12 protein-coding genes and 1 pseudogene are annotated in these 19,163 nt (G+C 37.6%); 12 read left to right on the top strand and 1 reads right to left on the bottom strand.

Annotation, left to right across the window (positions count from 1 at the left end; translation table 11 throughout):
- Positions 1–77: 77 nt before the first annotated feature.
- The 6 genes and pseudogenes from IGJ52_RS08555 (at position 78) to cydC (ending at position 9,703) form a co-directional block, all read left to right on the top strand.
- Positions 78–2,159 (top strand): DNA topoisomerase III, encoded by a 2,082-nt coding sequence (locus IGJ52_RS08555; RefSeq protein WP_438792027.1) that lies wholly within the window; start codon positions 78–80, stop codon positions 2,157–2,159.
- A gap of 84 nt (positions 2,160–2,243) precedes the next feature.
- Positions 2,244–3,107, top strand: a pseudogene (locus tag IGJ52_RS08550) (AraC family transcriptional regulator).
- A 666-nt stretch (positions 3,108–3,773) separates the two neighbouring features.
- Positions 3,774–5,192 (top strand): cytochrome ubiquinol oxidase subunit I, encoded by a 1,419-nt coding sequence (locus tag IGJ52_RS08545; RefSeq protein WP_002356974.1) that lies wholly within the window; start codon positions 3,774–3,776, stop codon positions 5,190–5,192.
- Positions 5,189–6,202, top strand: coding sequence for a cytochrome d ubiquinol oxidase subunit II (gene cydB, locus IGJ52_RS08540; protein ID WP_002356976.1), 1,014 nt, complete (start codon positions 5,189–5,191; stop codon positions 6,200–6,202). Before IGJ52_RS08545 ends, cydB begins: the two co-directional genes overlap by 4 nt.
- A gap of 4 nt (positions 6,203–6,206) precedes the next feature.
- Complete coding sequence (gene cydD / locus IGJ52_RS08535) at positions 6,207–7,940, top strand: thiol reductant ABC exporter subunit CydD (protein ID WP_002364369.1); 1,734 nt, start codon at positions 6,207–6,209, stop codon at positions 7,938–7,940.
- Entirely contained in the window at positions 7,937–9,703 is a 1,767-nt protein-coding gene (cydC, locus tag IGJ52_RS08530) for a thiol reductant ABC exporter subunit CydC (protein WP_016614724.1), read from the top strand. Before cydD ends, cydC begins: the two co-directional genes overlap by 4 nt.
- Before the next feature lie 79 nt (positions 9,704–9,782).
- On the opposite strand, the gene IGJ52_RS08525 is transcribed toward cydC, so the two are convergent.
- Positions 9,783–10,763 carry a polyprenyl synthetase family protein gene (locus IGJ52_RS08525; RefSeq protein WP_113792581.1) on the bottom strand — a complete coding sequence of 327 codons (981 nt, stop codon included), beginning with the start codon at positions 10,761–10,763 and terminating at the stop codon, positions 9,783–9,785.
- Positions 10,764–10,884: 121 nt separating this feature from the next.
- Between IGJ52_RS08525 and IGJ52_RS08520 the strand changes: the two genes are divergently transcribed.
- The 6 genes from IGJ52_RS08520 to IGJ52_RS08495 all read left to right on the top strand — a co-directional run bounded on the left by IGJ52_RS08520 (position 10,885) and on the right by IGJ52_RS08495 (position 19,143).
- Entirely contained in the window at positions 10,885–11,790 is a 906-nt protein-coding gene (locus IGJ52_RS08520; protein WP_002360016.1) for a prenyltransferase, read from the top strand.
- Between the two features lie 28 nt (positions 11,791–11,818).
- The gene (locus IGJ52_RS08515) at positions 11,819–13,030 is read left to right on the top strand and encodes an NAD(P)/FAD-dependent oxidoreductase (protein WP_438792026.1); all 1,212 of its coding nucleotides are present in this window, start codon (positions 11,819–11,821) and stop codon (positions 13,028–13,030) included.
- Positions 13,031–13,201: 171 nt separating this feature from the next.
- The gene (locus tag IGJ52_RS08510; RefSeq protein WP_113792580.1) at positions 13,202–15,625 is read left to right on the top strand and encodes a DNA translocase FtsK; all 2,424 of its coding nucleotides are present in this window, start codon (positions 13,202–13,204) and stop codon (positions 15,623–15,625) included.
- 130 nt (positions 15,626–15,755) lie between these two features.
- A complete protein-coding gene (locus tag IGJ52_RS08505) occupies positions 15,756–16,457 on the top strand; it encodes a GntR family transcriptional regulator (protein ID WP_002419703.1) in 702 nt (233 codons plus the stop codon).
- Positions 16,458–16,574: 117 nt separating this feature from the next.
- Complete coding sequence (locus IGJ52_RS08500; RefSeq protein ID WP_002419702.1) at positions 16,575–17,324, top strand: ABC transporter ATP-binding protein; 750 nt, start codon at positions 16,575–16,577, stop codon at positions 17,322–17,324.
- Entirely contained in the window at positions 17,314–19,143 is a 1,830-nt protein-coding gene (locus tag IGJ52_RS08495) for an ABC transporter permease (RefSeq protein WP_002419701.1), read from the top strand. The genes IGJ52_RS08500 and IGJ52_RS08495 overlap by 11 nt, the downstream gene beginning before the upstream one ends.
- The last annotated feature ends 20 nt before the right edge of the window (positions 19,144–19,163 follow it).

Genomic DNA, 19,163 nt, shown 5'->3' with positions numbered 1-19,163 from the left:
ATTCTCGGAATTTAGAGAAAATCGAGCTAATATTTGGTATAATACGAAAAGATAGCACTCAAAAAGGAGCGAAACTAGTGGTTGCAAAACAATTAATTATTGCCGAAAAACCTAGCGTAGCAAAAGATTTAAGCCGCGTTTTAGGAGCAAATCAAAAAAATAAGAATTATTATGAAGGACCCAACGTGATTGTCACCTGGGCTTTAGGCCATCTCTTAGGACTAAAAATGCCAGAAGATTTAAACAAAGAATGGCAAACGTGGCAAATGGAAACTTTACCGATGATTCCTAAGAATTTAGGGATTAAACCGTTACCGAAAACGGGACATCAATTAAAAGCGATTAAACAATTAGCCAATCGTAAAGATGTTTCTGAAGCCGTGATTGCCACCGATGCTGGTCGTGAAGGTGAATTAGTGGCCCGCTGGATTTTAGAATATGTCCGTTTTAACAAACCAGTCAAACGCTTATGGATTTCATCTCAAACAGACAAATCCATTAAAGACGGGTTTAAGAAAATTCGCCCAGCGAAAGACTACGATAATTTGTATTACTCTGCCTTGGCGCGCGCAAAAGCTGACTGGTTAGTTGGGCTAAACGTCACACGGGCCTTGACAGTGAAATATCAAGATAACTTATCCGCAGGTCGTGTTCAAACACCAACTTTAGCAATGGTACGCCAACAAGAAAAAACGATTGAACAATTTAAGCCTCAAACTTATTTTACTATCTCGTTATCTGTTGAATCAGAAAAAGCAAAGATGACCCAAAAAAATCCATACGCTTTAAAAGAACGGCAGGAAGCAGAACAATTAGTCAAAGAACTCTCAAAACAAAAGGGCTTAGTTACCGATATCCAAGAAAAAGTTAAAACAGAAAATGCGCCGTTACCATATGATTTAACCGAAATCCAGCGTGAAGCCAATCAGCGATTCCAATTTTCTTCAAAGAAAACGTTGTCTCTTGTACAAAGTTTATACGAAACCCATAAAATTGTTTCCTATCCTCGAACTGACAGCAAATATCTAACGACGGATATGAAAGGAACGATGAAAGAACGACTTCAAGCCATTGCTGATTTTTCACCAGAAGTGAAAGGCTACCTTAAAAATGGGGCCGTTGTTAAACAACAAAAAGTTTTCCAAAATGCAAAAGTCACAGATCACCATGGGTTGATTCCAACTGAACAACGTCCTCGTTATGAAAAGCTAAGTAATGATGAACAAAAAATCTATCAAATGATTGTTCAACGATTCTTAGGTTTGTTTGCTGAGCCAAATCAAACCAAACAAACAAAAGTTACAGTCGCTTTTGGAAAAGAAACATTTGTCTTTCATCAAAATAAAGTAGTTGTTGCTGGCTGGAAAACAACAGCCGAACAGCCGCTGTCCATTGTCCAATGGCAAAAAGGCATGACCGTTGCGCCAAACTTTACCATTAACAAAGAATTAACGTCGCCGCCAAAACCATTAACCGAAGGAACGTTGTTAGGAAAAATGGAGAAACACAGTTTAGGCACACCGGCAACGCGAGCTGAAATCATTGAAAAACTGATTAAATCAGAATTGATGGAACGAACCAATAGCGGTTTAAGTGTCTCTGCCAAAGGAAAGCAACTATTAGACTTGGTGAATCCATCACTTGTGACACCTGAACTAACGGAAAAATGGGAAAAATCGCTCGAAGCAATCGCTTCGGGTCAACAAAAGAGTCAACTTTTCTTAAAGGATATTGAAGAGGATACGAAAAAATTAGTCCGTGAAATTAAACAAAGCGAGAAAAAATATCAAGATTTTTCCATTACGCAAAAAAAATGTCCAGATTGTGGCTCAAACTTACGGGAAAAAAATACAAAAGATGGGAAGATTTACGTTTGTACAAACCAAGAATGTTCTTATCGTCGGCGAAAAGATCCTAAAGTATCCAATCACCGTTGCCCACAATGCCATAAAAAAATGGTCATCATAGAAGGAAAAAATGGTCGTTCTTTCAAATGTAAATTCTGTTCGATTACTGAAAAAATTCCCGATAAAAAAGAACGAAAACAAAAAATGACTAAACATGAAGAACGTCGTTTGATGAAAAAATATTCACAACCAGACGAACCAGAAGAAAGTGCTTTAGCACAGGCCTTAAAAGCCGCTATGAACCAAGAGTAGCGATTTGACGAATGTTGGCTCTAAATAATCAAGTCATCCTTGTTGGTCTTTAGTAAACTTTCAAATAGAAAGAGAGGGACACGGATGCTCGCAAATTTAAATCAAGCAATGGATTATATTGAAGAACATTTAACGGAAGAAGTATCCTTCGATGAATTGGCGAAAAAGACAGGGATTTCTGTTTACCATTTTAAACGAACTTTTTCGTTTATTGCGGGGATGAGTCTGGCTGAGTATATTAAAAAGAGACGTTTGGCGGAAGCAAATCTAGCATTACTTGCTGGTGAAAAAGTGACAGATGTAGCTTTTAAATATGGTTATCAAAGTATTGAAGGATTCTCAAGAGCTTTTCGCGATTGGTCAGGACAAGCACCTTCTGAAGTAATGAAAACATAAATCCAAAAAACGTTCCCTAAATTCTCTTTCTATATTGATATTAAAGGAGGACAATCAATGGATGTTAAATTGATTGAAAAACCAGCGTTTCAAATAGTCGGAGTTAGTCAGAAGGTTCCCTTGCAGTATCAAGGGGAAAATCAAGCAATCATGGAATTAGCACAGCGCATTACACCACAACAACGAGCGGAAATGCATACATTTGATGATGTATATCCTCATCAAGTAGTAAATGCTTCTTTTGACTTTCAAGAGGGACGAACAACAGAAGGTGGAGAAATGACACACATGATTGGCTTTGCCACTTTGCAAGAAAATATCTATGAAGATTTGGAGCAACTAAGCGTACCTGCTCATACATGGGCGGTTTTTCCTAATGAAGGTCCTTTCCCACAAACATTACAAGAAACCTGGGCAAGGATATTCTCTGAATGGTTGCCTTCATCTGGTTACCAAGTCGTTGCAGCACCAGAAATTTCGTTTACGCAATATCAAGGACCAGCAGAAGCTAAGTACAGTGAAATCTGGCTCGCTGTTACAGCTACTAAATAAAGAAAACCCACCATTGAAAAATGGTGGGTTTTTCCGCCAAGAAGGAGAAAGTTTGGTATAATAAACGTGAAGAAAAAAAATCAGACCTTCTAAACTGAAATCTAGCTATGGATAAGAGATGCGACTACGGAATCATGGAGAAAAAATAATTCTCCGAGGTTTTAGAGTCATGTTGTTTAGAATGGTACCAAAACCTGCCAGATTTCAGAGCGGATGAGCTGCCTGTTTTAGAGTCATGTTGTTAAAAAACAAACTATCACCTCAAGCAATCCGTAATTTTCATCACAAGATTAGAATTTTTATCATCAAAGACGAGCTGCTTCAATTTTCGAAAACTAATCAAGTGATAAGTCAAAATGTTGATAGATTGAGATTAGTTCTTCCTTTTTTTAGGAAGGGCTTTTTTTATTGATAGAAGAAAGGGAAGAAATCTTGGTAGCACCTAAAAAAATTGTGAGAAATGCTTCTGTATTGTTTGGTTTCTGCATCAGAAAGTTGTATACTTAGATTGGAATTATTCTATATTACATGCATTTTCACACTTTTTGGAAAAGTTCACTTGAATTTTCTTTTAGTTTCGTAGATAAAAGGAGTCATCGCTAATGGAAATGAACAATTCAGGTAAGCTTGTTTCTTTGTGTGGAGGCAAATCAGGGAGGAAATAATATGTTTGATATTGTAACATTGGCGAGAATCCAATTTGCGATGACAACAGTTTTCCACTTTTTCTTCGTACCGTTTTCAATAGGATTAGCACTTGTTGTAGCAATTATGGAAACAATGTACGTTGTGAAAAAAGAGGAACGTTATCGTAAAATGGCCAAGTTTTGGGGAAATATATTCCTATTAAGCTTCGCTGTTGGGGTTGTAACCGGGATTATTCAAGAATTTCAGTTTGGGATGAACTGGTCTGATTATTCTCGATTCGTCGGAGATATTTTTGGTGCACCGTTGGCGGTAGAAGCGCTCTTAGCTTTCTTCTTAGAGTCAACATTCTTAGGTTTGTGGATCTTTACTTGGGATAAAATGAATCCGAAAGTTCACGTAACCTTTATCTGGTTAGTCGTATTCGGTTCAATGATGTCTGCTTTCTGGATTTTAGTTGCCAATAGTTTTATGCAACATCCAGTAGGTTATGTCATCAATAATGGCCGTGCTGAAATGGTGGACTTTGTAGCTGTCATCAGCAATCCAAAAGTTTGGTATGAATTTTCACACGTTATCATGGGCGCCTTTACATTGGGCGGCATGGCAGTAGCTGGTATGGCTGCTTTCCAATTGTTGAAAAAACGGGATATTTCATTCCACAAAGCATCTATGCGCATTGGCTTATGGGTTACTTTGTTCGGTTCAATCGGCGTTTTATTAGCTGGCGACTTGCAAATGAAAGCTCTAATTGAAGGACAACCAATGAAATTTGCGGCGATGGAGGGGGCCTATGAAGACTCTGATGATCCTGCTGCTTGGACATTGATTGCTTGGGCAGATGAACGAGAACATAAACAAGTTTTTGGTATCGATATTCCATATATGCTAAGTATTTTATCGTATAACAAATTATCAGGTTCGGTTGATGGAATGGATACAGTCAACAAGCGTTTGGTAGAAAAATATGGGGATGATAAAAATTATTATCCACCAGTTAACACTTTATTCTGGAGCTTCCGTATCATGGCTGGTTTTGGTGCCTTAATGTTATTGGTTGCTGCCTTAGGACTATTCTTTACAAGGAAGAAAAAACCATCGCTGTACGAGAAGAAATGGATGCTGTGGATTGTTGCTTTATGTACGTTCGCACCATTCCTTGCCAATACAACAGGTTGGTTAGTCACTGAATTAGGTCGTTATCCGTGGACTGTCTATGGATTATTTACGATTGAACAAAGTGTTTCACCAAATGTATCGGTTGCTTCATTAATTACGTCAAATGTCATTTATTTCTTATTATTTGCTGGTTTAGGTAGTGTCATGGTTTACTTGGTTATTTTAGAATTACGTAAAGGACCAGACTATGAAGCGAAAAAATTAGCGAAAGAAAATGAACCAGCGTTGGATCCATTTGATAAGGGGGTATTTGGCGAATGAGTACACTACAATTATTATGGTTTGTCCTTATCGGCGTCTTGTTCTCAGGTTTCTTCTTCTTAGAAGGATTTGACTTTGGTGTTGGAATGGCCGTTCAAACGTTGGCACACAATGACGACGAAAAAGATCAAGTCGTTGCAACAATTGGACCTGTTTGGGATGGAAATGAAGTTTGGCTATTAACAGCGGGCGGCGCAATGTTTGCCTCTTTCCCATATTGGTATGCTTCATTATTTAGTGGCTACTATTTAATTCTATTTACGATTTTATTTGGCTTAATTATTCGCGGAGTTTCCTTTGAATTCCGCCATAACATGCCGGAAGGTAAACGTCGTCGGATGTGGAACTGGACGCTATCAATTGGTAGTTTCCTTGTACCGTTCTTCTTTGGTATTTTGTTTATCAGCTTAGTCCAAGGAATGCCTTTAGATGCAAACGGCAATATGCATGCGCAATTTACGGATTATTTTAATCTGTTTTCAATTGTTGGTGGAGTAGCCTTAACATTACTTTGCTACTTACACGGCATGAACTATATTGCTTTAAAAACAGAAGGCCCAATTCGCGAACGTGCTCGAAATTATGCAGAAATCTTATACGGCGTTTTATATGTCGGTTTAGTTGTTTTTGCAGTGTTGATGTACTTCAAAACGGACTTTTATGAAAAGAACTTTGCGGTCACTTTAATTTTAACGTTAGCAATTGTGGTCTTAACGGTCATTGCCAATGTTGGGGTGTTTAAACGCAAAGAGATGTTAGCTTTTCTAGCGAGTGGTTTAACATTAGTTGTACTAGTTGCTCTCTTGTTCAGTGGCTTGTTCCCACGTGTTATGATTGGTAGTGAAGGTTTTGATTTGTTGATTAAAGATGCAACAAGCACACCATATACACTAAAAATTATGACGTGGATTTCTTTAAGCATTTTACCATTCGTGTTAGCTTATACTGCTTGGTCCTATTATATTTTCAGAAAACGTATTTCACAGACAGCCGTACCAGAGGGGTATTAAATCTATGATTGATAAAGACATCTTACAGATGCCTAAAATCAAAAAAATTCTTGTCTTGCTTGCAGGTTTTTCTTTCCTGCAAGCAGTCTTTATAATTGGGCAAGCTTTTTTTCTTTCAAAAGCCATTGTCGGCCTTTGGAGTGGCGGGCATCTTAACCAACAACTACAGAGTATTTTACTCTTTTTTATTTTTTATCTTGGTCGACATGTTATTACGTATTTTCGTGAGAGAATGCTCGATACATTTAGTTATGAACGCTCGAAAGAATTACGCGAACAATTATTAACCAAAATTTTTCGTTTGGGGCCAAATGTTGTTCAAAAAAATGGAACTGGAAATATGGTTACCATGGCTTTAGAAGGCATCAGTCAAACCGAAAATTATTTACAATTGATTTTGACGAAAATGATGAATATGATGATTATTCCTTGGATTATTTTGGCCTTTGTTTTTACACAAGATATTCGTTCAGGCGTAACATTGCTGATTGTTTTTCCGATTATTATTATTTTTATGATTGTGTTAGGTTATGCAGCACAAAGTAAAGCGGACAAGCAATATGCGGCGTTTCAAATGCTTTCCAATCATTTTATTGATTCCTTGCGAGGAATTGACACGCTGAAACTGTTTGGGTTGAGCAAAAAATATGCTGGGAGTATTTACCATACAAGTGAACGATTCAGAAAAGCGACCATGAGTACATTGAAAATTGCTATTTTATCAACCTTTGCGTTAGACTTTTTTACGACATTATCGGTAGCTGTTGTGGCAGTTTTCCTTGGATTAAGTTTATTAAACGGCACGATTTTATTATTTCCTGCCTTGGTTACTTTAATTTTAGCACCTGAGTTCTTTTTACCGATTCGTGATTTTTCAAGTGATTATCACGCAACCTTAGATGGAAAAAACTCTTTTCAAGCGATCCAAGCGGTATTAGCATTGCCAGAAGCAGAACAGACCGATGTGCTCACGTTAGATGATTGGCATCAAGAAAGTCAGTTGTCAGTCACAGCGTTAAATTTTTCCTATGAAGATGCAACGCAAGAAGCGATTCAATCGTTGCAATTCTCTGTTGATGGTCGCAAAAAGATTGGAATTATCGGGGCGAGTGGTTCTGGTAAGTCAACGTTAATTAATTTATTAAGCGGCTTTTTATTACCAACAGAAGAAACGAGTCAATTGGCAATAAATGGCCAAACGATTCCACATTTTTTACAAAAAGACTGGCAAAAGCAAATCCTTTATATTCCGCAAGCGCCATATATTTTCCAGGATACTTTGGCAAACAATATTCGCTTTTATACACCTGAAGCAACAGATGAGGCGATTCAGCAAGCGATTCAGTTAGTTGGCTTAGACGAGCTGGTTAAAGATCTTCCCGAAGGAATTCATACCTTGATTGGGGAAAGCGGTCGAATGTTAAGTGGGGGACAAGCGCAACGAGTAGCGTTGGCCCGCGCCTTTGTTGATCAAAAACGCCACGTCTTGCTGTTTGATGAGCCGACAGCGCATTTGGATATTGAAACAGAAGTTGAAATGAAAGAGCGCATGTTGCCATTAATGAACAATCATCTTGTCTTCTTTGCGACACATCGTCTGCATTGGATGGAAGAAATGGATTACATTTTAGTGATGGAAAAAGGTCAATTAGTGGAACAAGGAACGCTAGCAGAGTTGATTGAAAAAGATGGCTACTATGTTCAATTAATGAAGCAAATGAGAGGAGGACGCCAATGATGGAAAAACAGCCGACAACGAAAGACGTTTGGAAAAACGATCAATGGGTTCGTCCTTTCTTAAAACGCTATAAAAAAACCTTGTATTTTGCCTTACTTTTAGGCTTCTTGACGTTCTTTAGCGCAGGGGCATTAATGTTTACTTCTGGTTACTTAATCAGTCGTGCGGCTTCCTTACCAGAGAATATTTTATTAATTTATATTCCCATTGTTTTAACAAGAGCATTTGGGATTGGCCGTCCTGTTTTTCGTTATGTGGAGCGTCTAACGAGTCATAACTGGGTGTTAAAAATGACCTCTGATCTGCGCTTAAAACTTTATAATGTGCTAGAAAAAGATGCGATTTTCTTTAAGACAAAATATCGCACTGGGGATATCTTAGGTTTGCTTTCAGAGGATATTAATCATATCCAAAACTTGTATTTACGAACGATTTTCCCAACCGTTATTGCTTGGATTTTGTATATCTTTTTAGTGATTGCATTAGGTTTCTTTTCTTGGTGGTTTGCTTTATGTATGTTACTGATGTTAGGAGTGGTTGTTTTTCTATTGCCACTTGTTTCAGTTCTAGTGAATGGTGCGCGTCAAGAAAAACATAAATATGCCAAAAATGAGTTATATCAAACACTAACCGACAATATTCTAGGTGTGTCTGATTGGGTATTTAGTCAACGAGGCTCTGAATTCGTTGCTCGTTATGAGACAGATGAAGCAAACGTTCGTGCATTGGATGAAAAAATGAAGCAATTTAACCGTGGCCGAGACTTTGTTTTACAACTTCTGTTTGGCGTGATTGCGATTGCTGTCTTAGCTTGGACTAGTGTACGGTTTCCAGGTAATCATGGGGGCGCAGCCAATTGGATTGGTGCCTTTGTTTTAACCGTTTTTCCGTTAATTGATGCCTTTGCTCCGCTACCTGCTGCAGCACAGGAAACAACGATTTATAAGGATTCCATTCGTCGTTTTAATGAGCTTCCTGAAGGGGAAGATGACTCAACAGAAGCGCCTGTTCAGCCAAATGGTACCAGTTTATCGATAGAACATTTGTCTTTTGCATATGAAAATCAAGAGAAAAAGGTATTAAATGACTTATCGTTAACAATTCCTGAAAAACAAAAATTAGCGATTTTAGGGCGCAGTGGTTCCGGAAAGAGTACGTTGGCTTCGCTCATTCGTGGTGATTTACGGCCTACTTCGGGAGAAATCCTTTTAGGAAACATCCCAACTGAGGCATTTGGAGAGACGATGACTGAATATATTGGGGTTATGCACCAAGCACCGTACCTATTTCGAACAACCATTTTAAATAATATTCGGATTGGTAGAGAAGAAGCGAGCGAAGCAGAAGTTTGGACGGTTTTAGAAAAAGTTGGCTTAAAAGAAATGGTTGCCCAATTACCAGAAGGTTTACAAACAATGGTGGATGAAGCAGGTTTGCGTTTTTCTGGTGGCGAACGACATCGCTTGGCACTAGCGCGGATTCTTTTGCAAGATACACCGATTGTGTTATTAGACGAACCAACTACTGGTTTAGATCCAATTACAGAACAGCAATTGCTGGAAACCTTTTTTGAGGCATTAAAAGATAAAACCGTCATCTGGATTACCCACCATTTGCAAGGCGTAACTTTGATGGATCAAGTGATCTTTATTGAAGATGGCCAATTAGAGATGAGTGGTACACCAGAAGAATTACTTGCAACCAATGCGCATTATCAAAAACTTTACCGAATTGATCGTGGCATTAGTTCTTTCGAGGAATAAAAAAACGACTGGTTGTTGATTAAAGCAAACAATCAGTCGTTTTTCTATTTCAATTAATGGCAATTCTTCCATAAAACGTTTAAAATGAACGATGTAATAAGAGCTCAGTTAAGGAAAGTAAGGTTTCTTTTGCTGTGCCATCAGGCAATTGTTGAATATCAGTGATTGCTTTGTTGGTTACTTTTTTAGCAAAAGCTTGTGCTTCTGTAACGCCATGATAGTCATTGACTAGCGCCGCAACTTCAGCTGCCTCTTCTAAGGTAATGGCGCGTCCTTTATCCAAATAAGGGCTGAATACGTCAGGTGCTGCTTGATAAGCGAAGAGAAGGGGTAACGTATAAACACCTTGTGACAAGTCTTCTAAAGCGGGCTTTTTCAAAGTTTCCGTGTCGGCAGTATAATCTAAAATATCGTCATAGACTTGAAAAGCAATGCCAATATGACGGCCAATTCGTTTAGCTAAACGTTGGACTTCTTTTGAACTATGACCGAAATAGGCCCCTTCAAGACAACTTAGTGAAAAAAGTTCGGCTGTTTTGCCGTTGACACTTCTTAAATAAGCAGGAATCGACATGCGGCGGTCAAATCGATGACTCATTTGATCGAGTTCACCAAGTAATAACCGTTTCATTCCTTGTGCATTGATTTTCATAAATTCAGAGCCATTCATGGCATCTGCAATCAAAGTAAAGAATTCAGTGAATAGTAAATCACCTGTGTAAACAGCCACGTCTTTACCATATTGTGATTGAATAGTCACAGCGCCTCGGCGCAATGGAGAATCGTCAATAATGTCATCGTGAATCAACGTAGCCATATGTAGGATTTCCAAAGATGCAGCTATTTTTAATAGTTGTTGTTTCTCTTGTTTTTCTTCATCACCCAGTTGAGCAAAAAGAAAGAAAAAAGCGGGGCGTAATAATTTGCCACCAGAACGAGCCAAAGTTATTAAGGCTTCTTCAATGTCTTCGTTGCGTGTATGCAACGTTTGTTCAATTAATTCACATGTTTCCGTTAAAGAACGTTCAACGTCAGGAAACGACTTCCAAAATGTGTTCATAAATATACTACGATCCTTTCAGTGGTTCAATACTATTTGATTGTATACGAATTGGCGACAGAAATACAGTAATTAAGTTTTAAAAGTAACAAAGTTTGTAAAAAAGTAGCGGAGGGATAGTTTGAATCGAGAAATATTTTTTGAATTAGTAGAATTAAAAGCAAAAACAGCTAGTGTTTTGCCATTTTTGTTAGGAATTTGTTTTAGTTGGTACCAATATGGTCGGCTCCATGTTGGTTATGTTTTAATTTTTTTCATTGCGATGTTTATTTTTAATATGGCGGTCGATATTTTAGATAATTATAATGATTACCATCATGCCACAGAAGTTCATGATTATAAGGAAAAAACGAATATTATCGGTCGAGAAAATTTATCTTTGCCATTAATACGCAAAATGATTTTTTGGATGATTCTCGTTTCTGCTTTAATGGGGATTGGGTTGTCATTTATTGTCGGCTGGCCGTTATTAATTATGGGTCTTTATTGCTACTTAATTGGTATTTTTTATTCATCAGGACCGAAACCTTTGTCCAGTCTACCATTAGGGGAAGTTTTCTCAGGATTTACAATGGGGTTCATGATTACCCTTATTTGTGTCTACATTAATACGTTTGAAGTTTTCAATTGGTCAGCAGCTAATTTATGGGGGATTTTCTTAGTCGCCTTACCTAACACTTGTTACATTGCTAACTTAATGTTAGCAAATAATATCTGTGACTTAGAGGAAGATGAAAATAACAAGAGATATACATTAGTTCATTACCTTGGTAAAGCAAGTTCTTTGAAATTATTCGTCGGATTAAATACAATAGCAATGTTAGCCATTTTGTTAGCTGTCGGTTTAGGATTAACCCCGCCAACAATGTTACTCATGCTTTTAACTTTACCTTTTGTACGGAAACAAACCCAAGCCTTACTGAAGGAACAAGTGAAGAGTAAAACATTTGTTTGTGCTGTGAAAATCTTAGCTGTGGGAGCAACTGCACAAGTGCTATTTTTTGCCATAGGTTTGTGGTGGCTGTAAATTTTTTATAGAGTGGAAGGGAATCAAAATGAATAAGAAACATGTTGTTATTTTAGGTGCTGGTTACGCAGGCTTAAAAACATTACGCGAATTACAAAAAGGCGCCAAAGACGTCGAAATTACTTTAGTGGATCGTAATAACTATCACTACGAAGCAACGGACTTGCATGAAGTTGCTGCTGGAACACAACCAGCTGAAAAAATCACATACAATATTATGGATGTTGTCAATGAAAAAATGACCACCTTTATCCAAGGAACAGTTAAAACAATTGATGCTGCAACACAAACAGTTGCTTTAGAAGATGGTCAAACAATCAATTATGATTACTTAGTTGTTTCTCTTGGGTTTGAATCAGAATCATTTGGTATCCCTGGTGTGCAAGAACATGCTCTACAAATGGTAGATGTGAAAACGGCTTTAAACGTGTATGAACATATCCAAGAACAAATGCGTCAATACAAAGCGACTCAAAACGAAGAATTCTTAAAAATTGTTGTCTGCGGAGCAGGCTTTACAGGGATTGAATTATTAGGTTCTCTTGTTGAAAACAAACCAAAATTTGCTGAAATCGCAGGTGTCTCAGCAGATCAAATCCAAATTTATTGTGTCGAAGCAGTTACTCGCCTATTGCCGATGTTTAACGAAAAACTTGCGAACTATGGTGTGCAATTATTAAAAGATTCAGCTATTCATTTATTATTAGGTAAACCGATTAAAGAAATCAAACCAGGCGCAGTTGTTTATCAAGATAACGAAGCAGGCGACTTGGCAGAACTTTCTGCCAAAACAATTATTTGGACAACGGGTGTTAGTGGAAGCCACGTTGTAGGCGATTCTGGCTTTGAAGCTCGTCGTGGTCGTGTCATGGTTCAACCAGATTTAACAGATGCGAATTATAGCAACGTCTATATTATTGGTGACTGCTCAGCAGTTATGGATACAGAAACTAATCGACCTTACCCAACAACAGCGCAAATCGCCTTGAAGATGGGTGCTCATGCTGCTAAAAATATTCAAGCACAATTGAAAGGGGAAGCAACTAAACCTTTCAGCTTTAAATCACAAGGTTCTGTTTGTTCTATCGGAAATACACGTGCCTTAGGAATCGTTGGTAAAACAGACATTAAAGGATATCCAGCTTCATTCATGAAAAAAATTATCATGAACAAAGCGCTCTTTGAAACAGGTGGTACCAAAGAAATGATGGCTAAAGGTCGTTTCGACTTATACCATTAAGAATCAGCAAAATAAGAAATAATGGAACAGTGGTTGAGAGACCATTGTTCCATTTTTCTTAAATGAAAGTTTTTAAAAAATTTCCATGATTTTTCAAGTAAAATGAGGTGGGCACTTTTGTTCGATTCCATTTTTATGTATAATGAGAAGTGATGGAAAGAGGGAAGTTAAATGGCACAAAAAAGAGCAACAAATAAGAAAAAAAGTACGACAAAGAAAAAGACCAAAAAACAACAGCAACAACAAGAACGTTTAAATTATATGTTTCTTGGCCTGATTTTTATTTTATTCGGTGTCTTTGGACTCTTTCGCTTAGGGTTTTTAGGCACGTTATTAGCAAATTGTTTACGCTTAGTTGTAGGTAATACCTTTCCATTTGCAGCGATTTTACTAATCCTGTATGGCTTATTAGTCATGATTTATGGGAAAGATTTTCCGTTAAAAAGAGGGCGCCCTATTTTTGGGGCTGTTCTGATTTATATTAGTGTTTTGTTATTTTTCCATGCCTTTATGTTTCGAAATGTTAGTGGCAGTCAACCAGATATTTTAGGTAACACTTGGGAATTTTTGCAAAGCGATTTAAAAGCCAACCAAGTGACGCAAAACGTAGGGGGCGGTATGATTGGCGCGCTGCTTTATCAAGGAACGTACTTTTTGGTGGCACAATTTGGCAGCTATTTAATTGCCACATTGCTACTGTTAGCGGGTATTTTCTTGATGAGTATGTGGGATTTTCAGCAAATTGTTGATCATTTCCAAAGTATTCAAGATCGCCTAAGTCATGTTTCGGCAAAATCACAGGCGCGACAAGAAGAAAAAGAGGCGAAGCGAGCAGCGAAGAAAGAAGCCAAAGCTGCAGAACGCCAAGCAAAAATTGAAGCCGCTGCCCAACAAAAATTACAAGAGCGGGAACGCATGGAACAAGCGGCAGCCGAGCGCTTAACAAAAACACCAGTTGAAACCCATCAACCAATGGTGGAAGAACCGGCTGCACCAACGCCTGTTCAAATTGATTCGTTTCAACAGCAAAATCAGGCGATGCCTGTACCACCAATCGCAGCAACAAAACCTCAACGAGAGCAGGAAGAAGAGGCGTCAGATGAAGCTGGTGTTCTCGAATTTGAAATTTCTGAAGAAGCGGAAGATCGTGATTATCAACTACCACCAACTGATTTGTTAGATACAATTCAAGCAACGGATCAAAGTAGTGAATATGAAAAAATCGAAAAAAATATTGGCGTCTTAGAACAAACCTTCAAGAGCTTTGGTGTTGATGCTAAAGTAGTCAAAGCTAGTTTAGGACCATCTGTCACAAAATTTGAAGTTCAACCCGCTGTTGGGGTAAAAGTTAGCAAAATTGTTAACTTGACGGATGACATTGCTTTAGCGCTTGCGGCCAAAGACGTTCGTATGGAGGCCCCAATCCCTGGCAAATCACTAATCGGGATTGAAGTTCCTAATAGTGCAATTAGTACAGTATCCTTTAGAGATATTGTTGAGGCACAACCAAGTCATCCAGATAAACTACTAGAAGTACCTTTAGGTCGAGATATTTCAGGGATGGTTCAAACTGCGGATCTATCAAAAATGCCGCATTTATTAATTGCAGGATCGACAGGGAGTGGGAAATCGGTTGCTATCAATGGCATCATCACAGGTATTTTGATGCAAGCGAAACCCCATGAAGTAAAATTAATGATGATTGACCCGAAAATGGTGGAATTGAATGTGTACAACGGGATTCCTCATTTATTAACGCCAGTGGTTACTAATCCGAGAAAAGCAGCCCAAGCCCTACAAAAAGTAGTTCAAGAAATGGAATTTCGTTATGAAAAATTTGCAGCAACAGGCGTCCGAAATATTACTGGTTACAATCAACTAATTCAACAGAAAAATGCGGAAGATGGCGAAAATCGTCCGATTCTACCATTTATTGTTGTCATTGTTGATGAGTTAGCTGATTTAATGATGGTGGCAAGTAACGAAGTAGAAGATGCGATTATCCGCTTAGCCCAAATGGCACGGGCAGCGGGTATTCATATGATTTTAGCGACACAACGGCCAAGTGTGGATGTCATTACAGGAATCATCAAAGCAAATGTCCCTTCTCGAATGGCTTTTGCGGTCTCAAGTGGGACAGACTCGCGTACCATTATTGATACCAACGGGGCGGAGAAACTATTAGGTCGAGGCGATATGCTCTTCTTACCAATGGGAGAAAATAAACCAATTCGTATCCAAGGGGCCTTTATCTCTGATCAAGAAGTCGAACGAGTGGTTGCGTTTGTAACGGACCAACAAGAAGCTGAATATCAAGAAAGCATGATGCCAACAGATGAACCGACCACTTCAGGCGGTGGCGAAGCTCCTCAAGATGAGTTGTTTGAAGAAGCGAAAAACTTGGTGGTTGAAATGCAAACAGCTAGTATTTCATTGCTACAAAGACGTTTTAGAATTGGCTATAATCGTGCGGCTCGCTTAGTGGATGAATTGGAAGCACACGGAGTTATTGGACCATCAGAAGGTAGCAAACCAAGAAAAGTCTTTCTACAAGCGGAATCAGAAGAGGCAGCAACTGAAACGCCAGAACAATAAACAAAAAGAACAAAAATAGATAAATTTATCTATTTTTGTTCTTTTTTTATAATTTCAGCAAAGCATCATGTTATAATCATCATTTTCTGGTAAAATAGAAAGGAATAGTGCGGTTGGGAGGGAGCGTATCATGAGAAGAAAGAGCGTGCTTTATTTAGAAGTAGCAGATCAGATTAAAGAAGATATTTTGAGTGGCAAGTATCCAGTAGGAACGTTTTTACCAACAGAAACAGAATTGGAAGAGATGTTTAACGTTAGTAAAATTACGATTCGGCGGGCAATCGAAATGTTAGCAACGGAAGAATTTGTTGAGAAAAAAAGTGGCCGGGGCACAACTGTTTTAAGCAATCGTCCCTATAATAAACTATCAAAAGCAGGGACGTTCACTGAATTTTTGAATGAATCAGGTCAGAAAGTAACTAAAAAAGTTTTACAAGTTGAAAACTTGACGTTGTCAAAAGAGATGACGGCTTATCAATTTTTAGGAGAAGAAGTGGTTCACCTTTCACGGTTATATCTAATCGATGAACAACCCTATATTTATTTTAATTACTATTTGCCAGCTGCCATGAAAGACGTATCATTGACTGAATACAAGGAAGAATCCTTGTATCGTTTGATGGATCGCCATGCCATTGAAATTTATAAATTTGAAGACCGTTTTGAAGTTGCAACTTTGACAGAAGCAGAGCAAAAGATGTTGCAAACAACTGAAACAACGGGCTTAAAAAGAATTCGGCGTTCGTTAAGCCCAACAGGTCGTTGCGTAGAATATTCAGAAGCTATTTATAATACGAAGATTCATCCTTATGTGATTGAATATGAAGCATAACTTTTAAAAGAATAACAGTGCACTTACAGTAATGTAAGTTCATTGTTATTCTTTTCTATTGTCGTTTTTTTTCGTTTTCGATACACTAAATGAGTGAGAAGAATAGGAGTGGAAAATATGTTAGAAGTACAAAATTTAAAAAAAGTTTACGGAAACGAAATTAAATATGAAGCCTTAAAAGGGATTAATTTAACTGTCCAAGATGGTGAATTTATTGGTATTATGGGACCTTCTGGAAGTGGGAAAAGTACACTTTTAAATTTATTGGCAACAATCGATAGTCCAACAGACGGTGAAATACTTTTAAATGGAAAAAATCCAAACAATTTGAATCAAGAACAAATTGCTAAATTCCGTCGTACAGAATTAGGATTTGTTTTTCAAAGCTTTAATTTAATGCCAACATTAACCGTTGAAGAAAATATTGTTTTGCCATTGACGCTTGATGGAGAAAAAGTCTCTGTAATGAAACGACAATTAGCAGAATTAAGTGAGCGTTTAGGTATCAATCATCTGTTGAAAAAACGAATTGCAGAAATTTCTGGTGGACAAGCACAACGGGTCGCCGTTGCGCGGGCAATGATTCATCATCCACAATTATTATTGGCTGATGAACCAACAGGAAACTTAGATACGAAATCATCTAAGGATGTGATGGGTTTGTTACAACAATTAAACGAAGAAGAAGCGGCGACTATTTTAATGGTGACCCATGATCCGCTAGCCGCAAGTTATTGCAAGCGCATCGTCTTTATTAAAGATGGTGAATTAATTGATGAAATTGTCCAAAATGGCAATCAAAAAGAGTTCTACGATTTAATCATGATGAAACTGGCTGAGATTGAAGGTGTCGATAATGAATTTTAATCAGTTTGTTATAAGAAACACGATTCGAAATAAGCATTTATACTTGGCTTATTTCCTAAGTACAATGTTTTCTGTGATGATCTTTTTTACGTTCACTGGTTTTGTCTTTCACCCAGCCTTAGCTAATGGTTTAAATCCTAAAGCACAAATGGGAATGACGGCTGCGGCTATTATAATCTATGGTTTCTCTTTCTTATTTGTTTTATACTCGATGGATGTCTTTATCCAATCTCGAAAAAAAGAGTTTGGAACCTTGATGATTCAAGGGATGAGTCCAAAACAGTTAAAGAAAATGATTTTTATTGAAAACTTAGTGATTGGTTTCTTTGCTACAATTTTTGGTAGCATTTTAGGTGTTGGATTTTCACAGTTTATTTTATGGATTAGCAATTTATTGATGCATCTAGGTTTAGGTTTTTATTTGCCAGTGATGCCGTTTATCATTACTGTCATTTCATTTGCGGTATTGTTTTTAGTAATTTCTTTCTTTATTCAATTCCGCTTGCCAAAAGCGACACTTCAAGAGCTATTAAAAGCAGGAGAAATGGGTAAAGGTGAAATCAAAAGCTCTAAAGTTAAATCTTTCTTAGCCGTGTTACTTTTAATTGTCGGTTACGGAATTGCTTTAGTTGCTAAGGGACAGTTAGTTTTAATGGTGATGTTCCCAGTAATTTTCTTAGTTATTTTAGGGACAAAATTCTTATTTGACCAATTGAGTGTTTCTGTCATTGAACGTTTAAAACGGAAACCAAAAATCTTTTGGAAAAAAACCAATATGGTCGTTTTATCAGATTTGGCTTTCCGTATGAAAGATAATGCACGTTCGTTCTTCTTGGTTTCGGTGATTTCAACGGTCGCTTTTGCTGCCATTGGAACGTTATACGGCGTGAACGAGATGATTTTTAAAGGAATAAGTTCTGTACCGTACGAACTGACATTGTCTGATTCGACCAACCCAGAAAATCAAGAAATGAAACAATTTGCGACAAAAACATTCCAAGAAAAAAATATTCAGTTTGATCAGATTGATTACACAATGTACAAAACAAGTGCCGGTATCCAATTGATTAAAACATCTGAATATAATAAACTTGCAAAATTTATAGATGAACCAACTTTAACAGGTGAGAAAGTAGTTAATTTATCACAAAAAGATGCTCCTTCTGCTGCATCAGTAGATGTCAAATCTGTTCAATTGGGAAATGATCAAGTTTTAAACATTGATAAAACAGAAGAAACCAATGTATTACCGACTTTTGGCGGTGTGGTTGTTATCCCAGATAGTACCTCAACTGATGGAATCAAAGCGGAAACAGAAACAATTTGGCAGCCCAAAGCAGGAACCAATCGTGAAGAATTGATAAAAGCAGAAAATATCATTGGTGACAAGTATCCCATGTTAGTAGGAACAGCTGCAATGTCGGCAGCCATTACGCAACATTATACGCCAGTTCTATTTGTCGGACTATTTATCGGTATCGTGTTCTTTGTCTCTGCGGGTAGTTTCTTATACTTCCGTTTATACAGTGATATGAATACAGACGTTGAAAAATTCAAGATGATTTACAAACTTGGTTTGACGAAAAAAGAATTGAAGAAAATGATTTACCAACAAGTAGGTATTTTATTCTTTACCCCAATTGTTGTTTCATTTATTCATGGAGCTGTTGCTTTGAAAGCAATGTATGCTGTCTTAGATCAGCCAATGCAATTAGCTGGCTGGGAAGTTTTAGGTGTTTTCTTATTGATTCAGGTCGTTTACTATTTAATTGCCAGAACGTTCTACTTCAAAAAAGTTTATCACTTAGTGAAAGATTAATTATAAAAAATCGTTAAGTA

The sequence above is a fragment of the Enterococcus sp. DIV1758 genome (assembly GCF_051711985.1).
GTDB classification, from domain to species: Bacteria; Bacillota; Bacilli; order Lactobacillales; family Enterococcaceae; genus Enterococcus; species Enterococcus faecalis.
The sequence above is the reverse complement of the archived record's forward strand: the minus strand, read 5'-3'. Positions and strand labels throughout refer to the sequence as shown.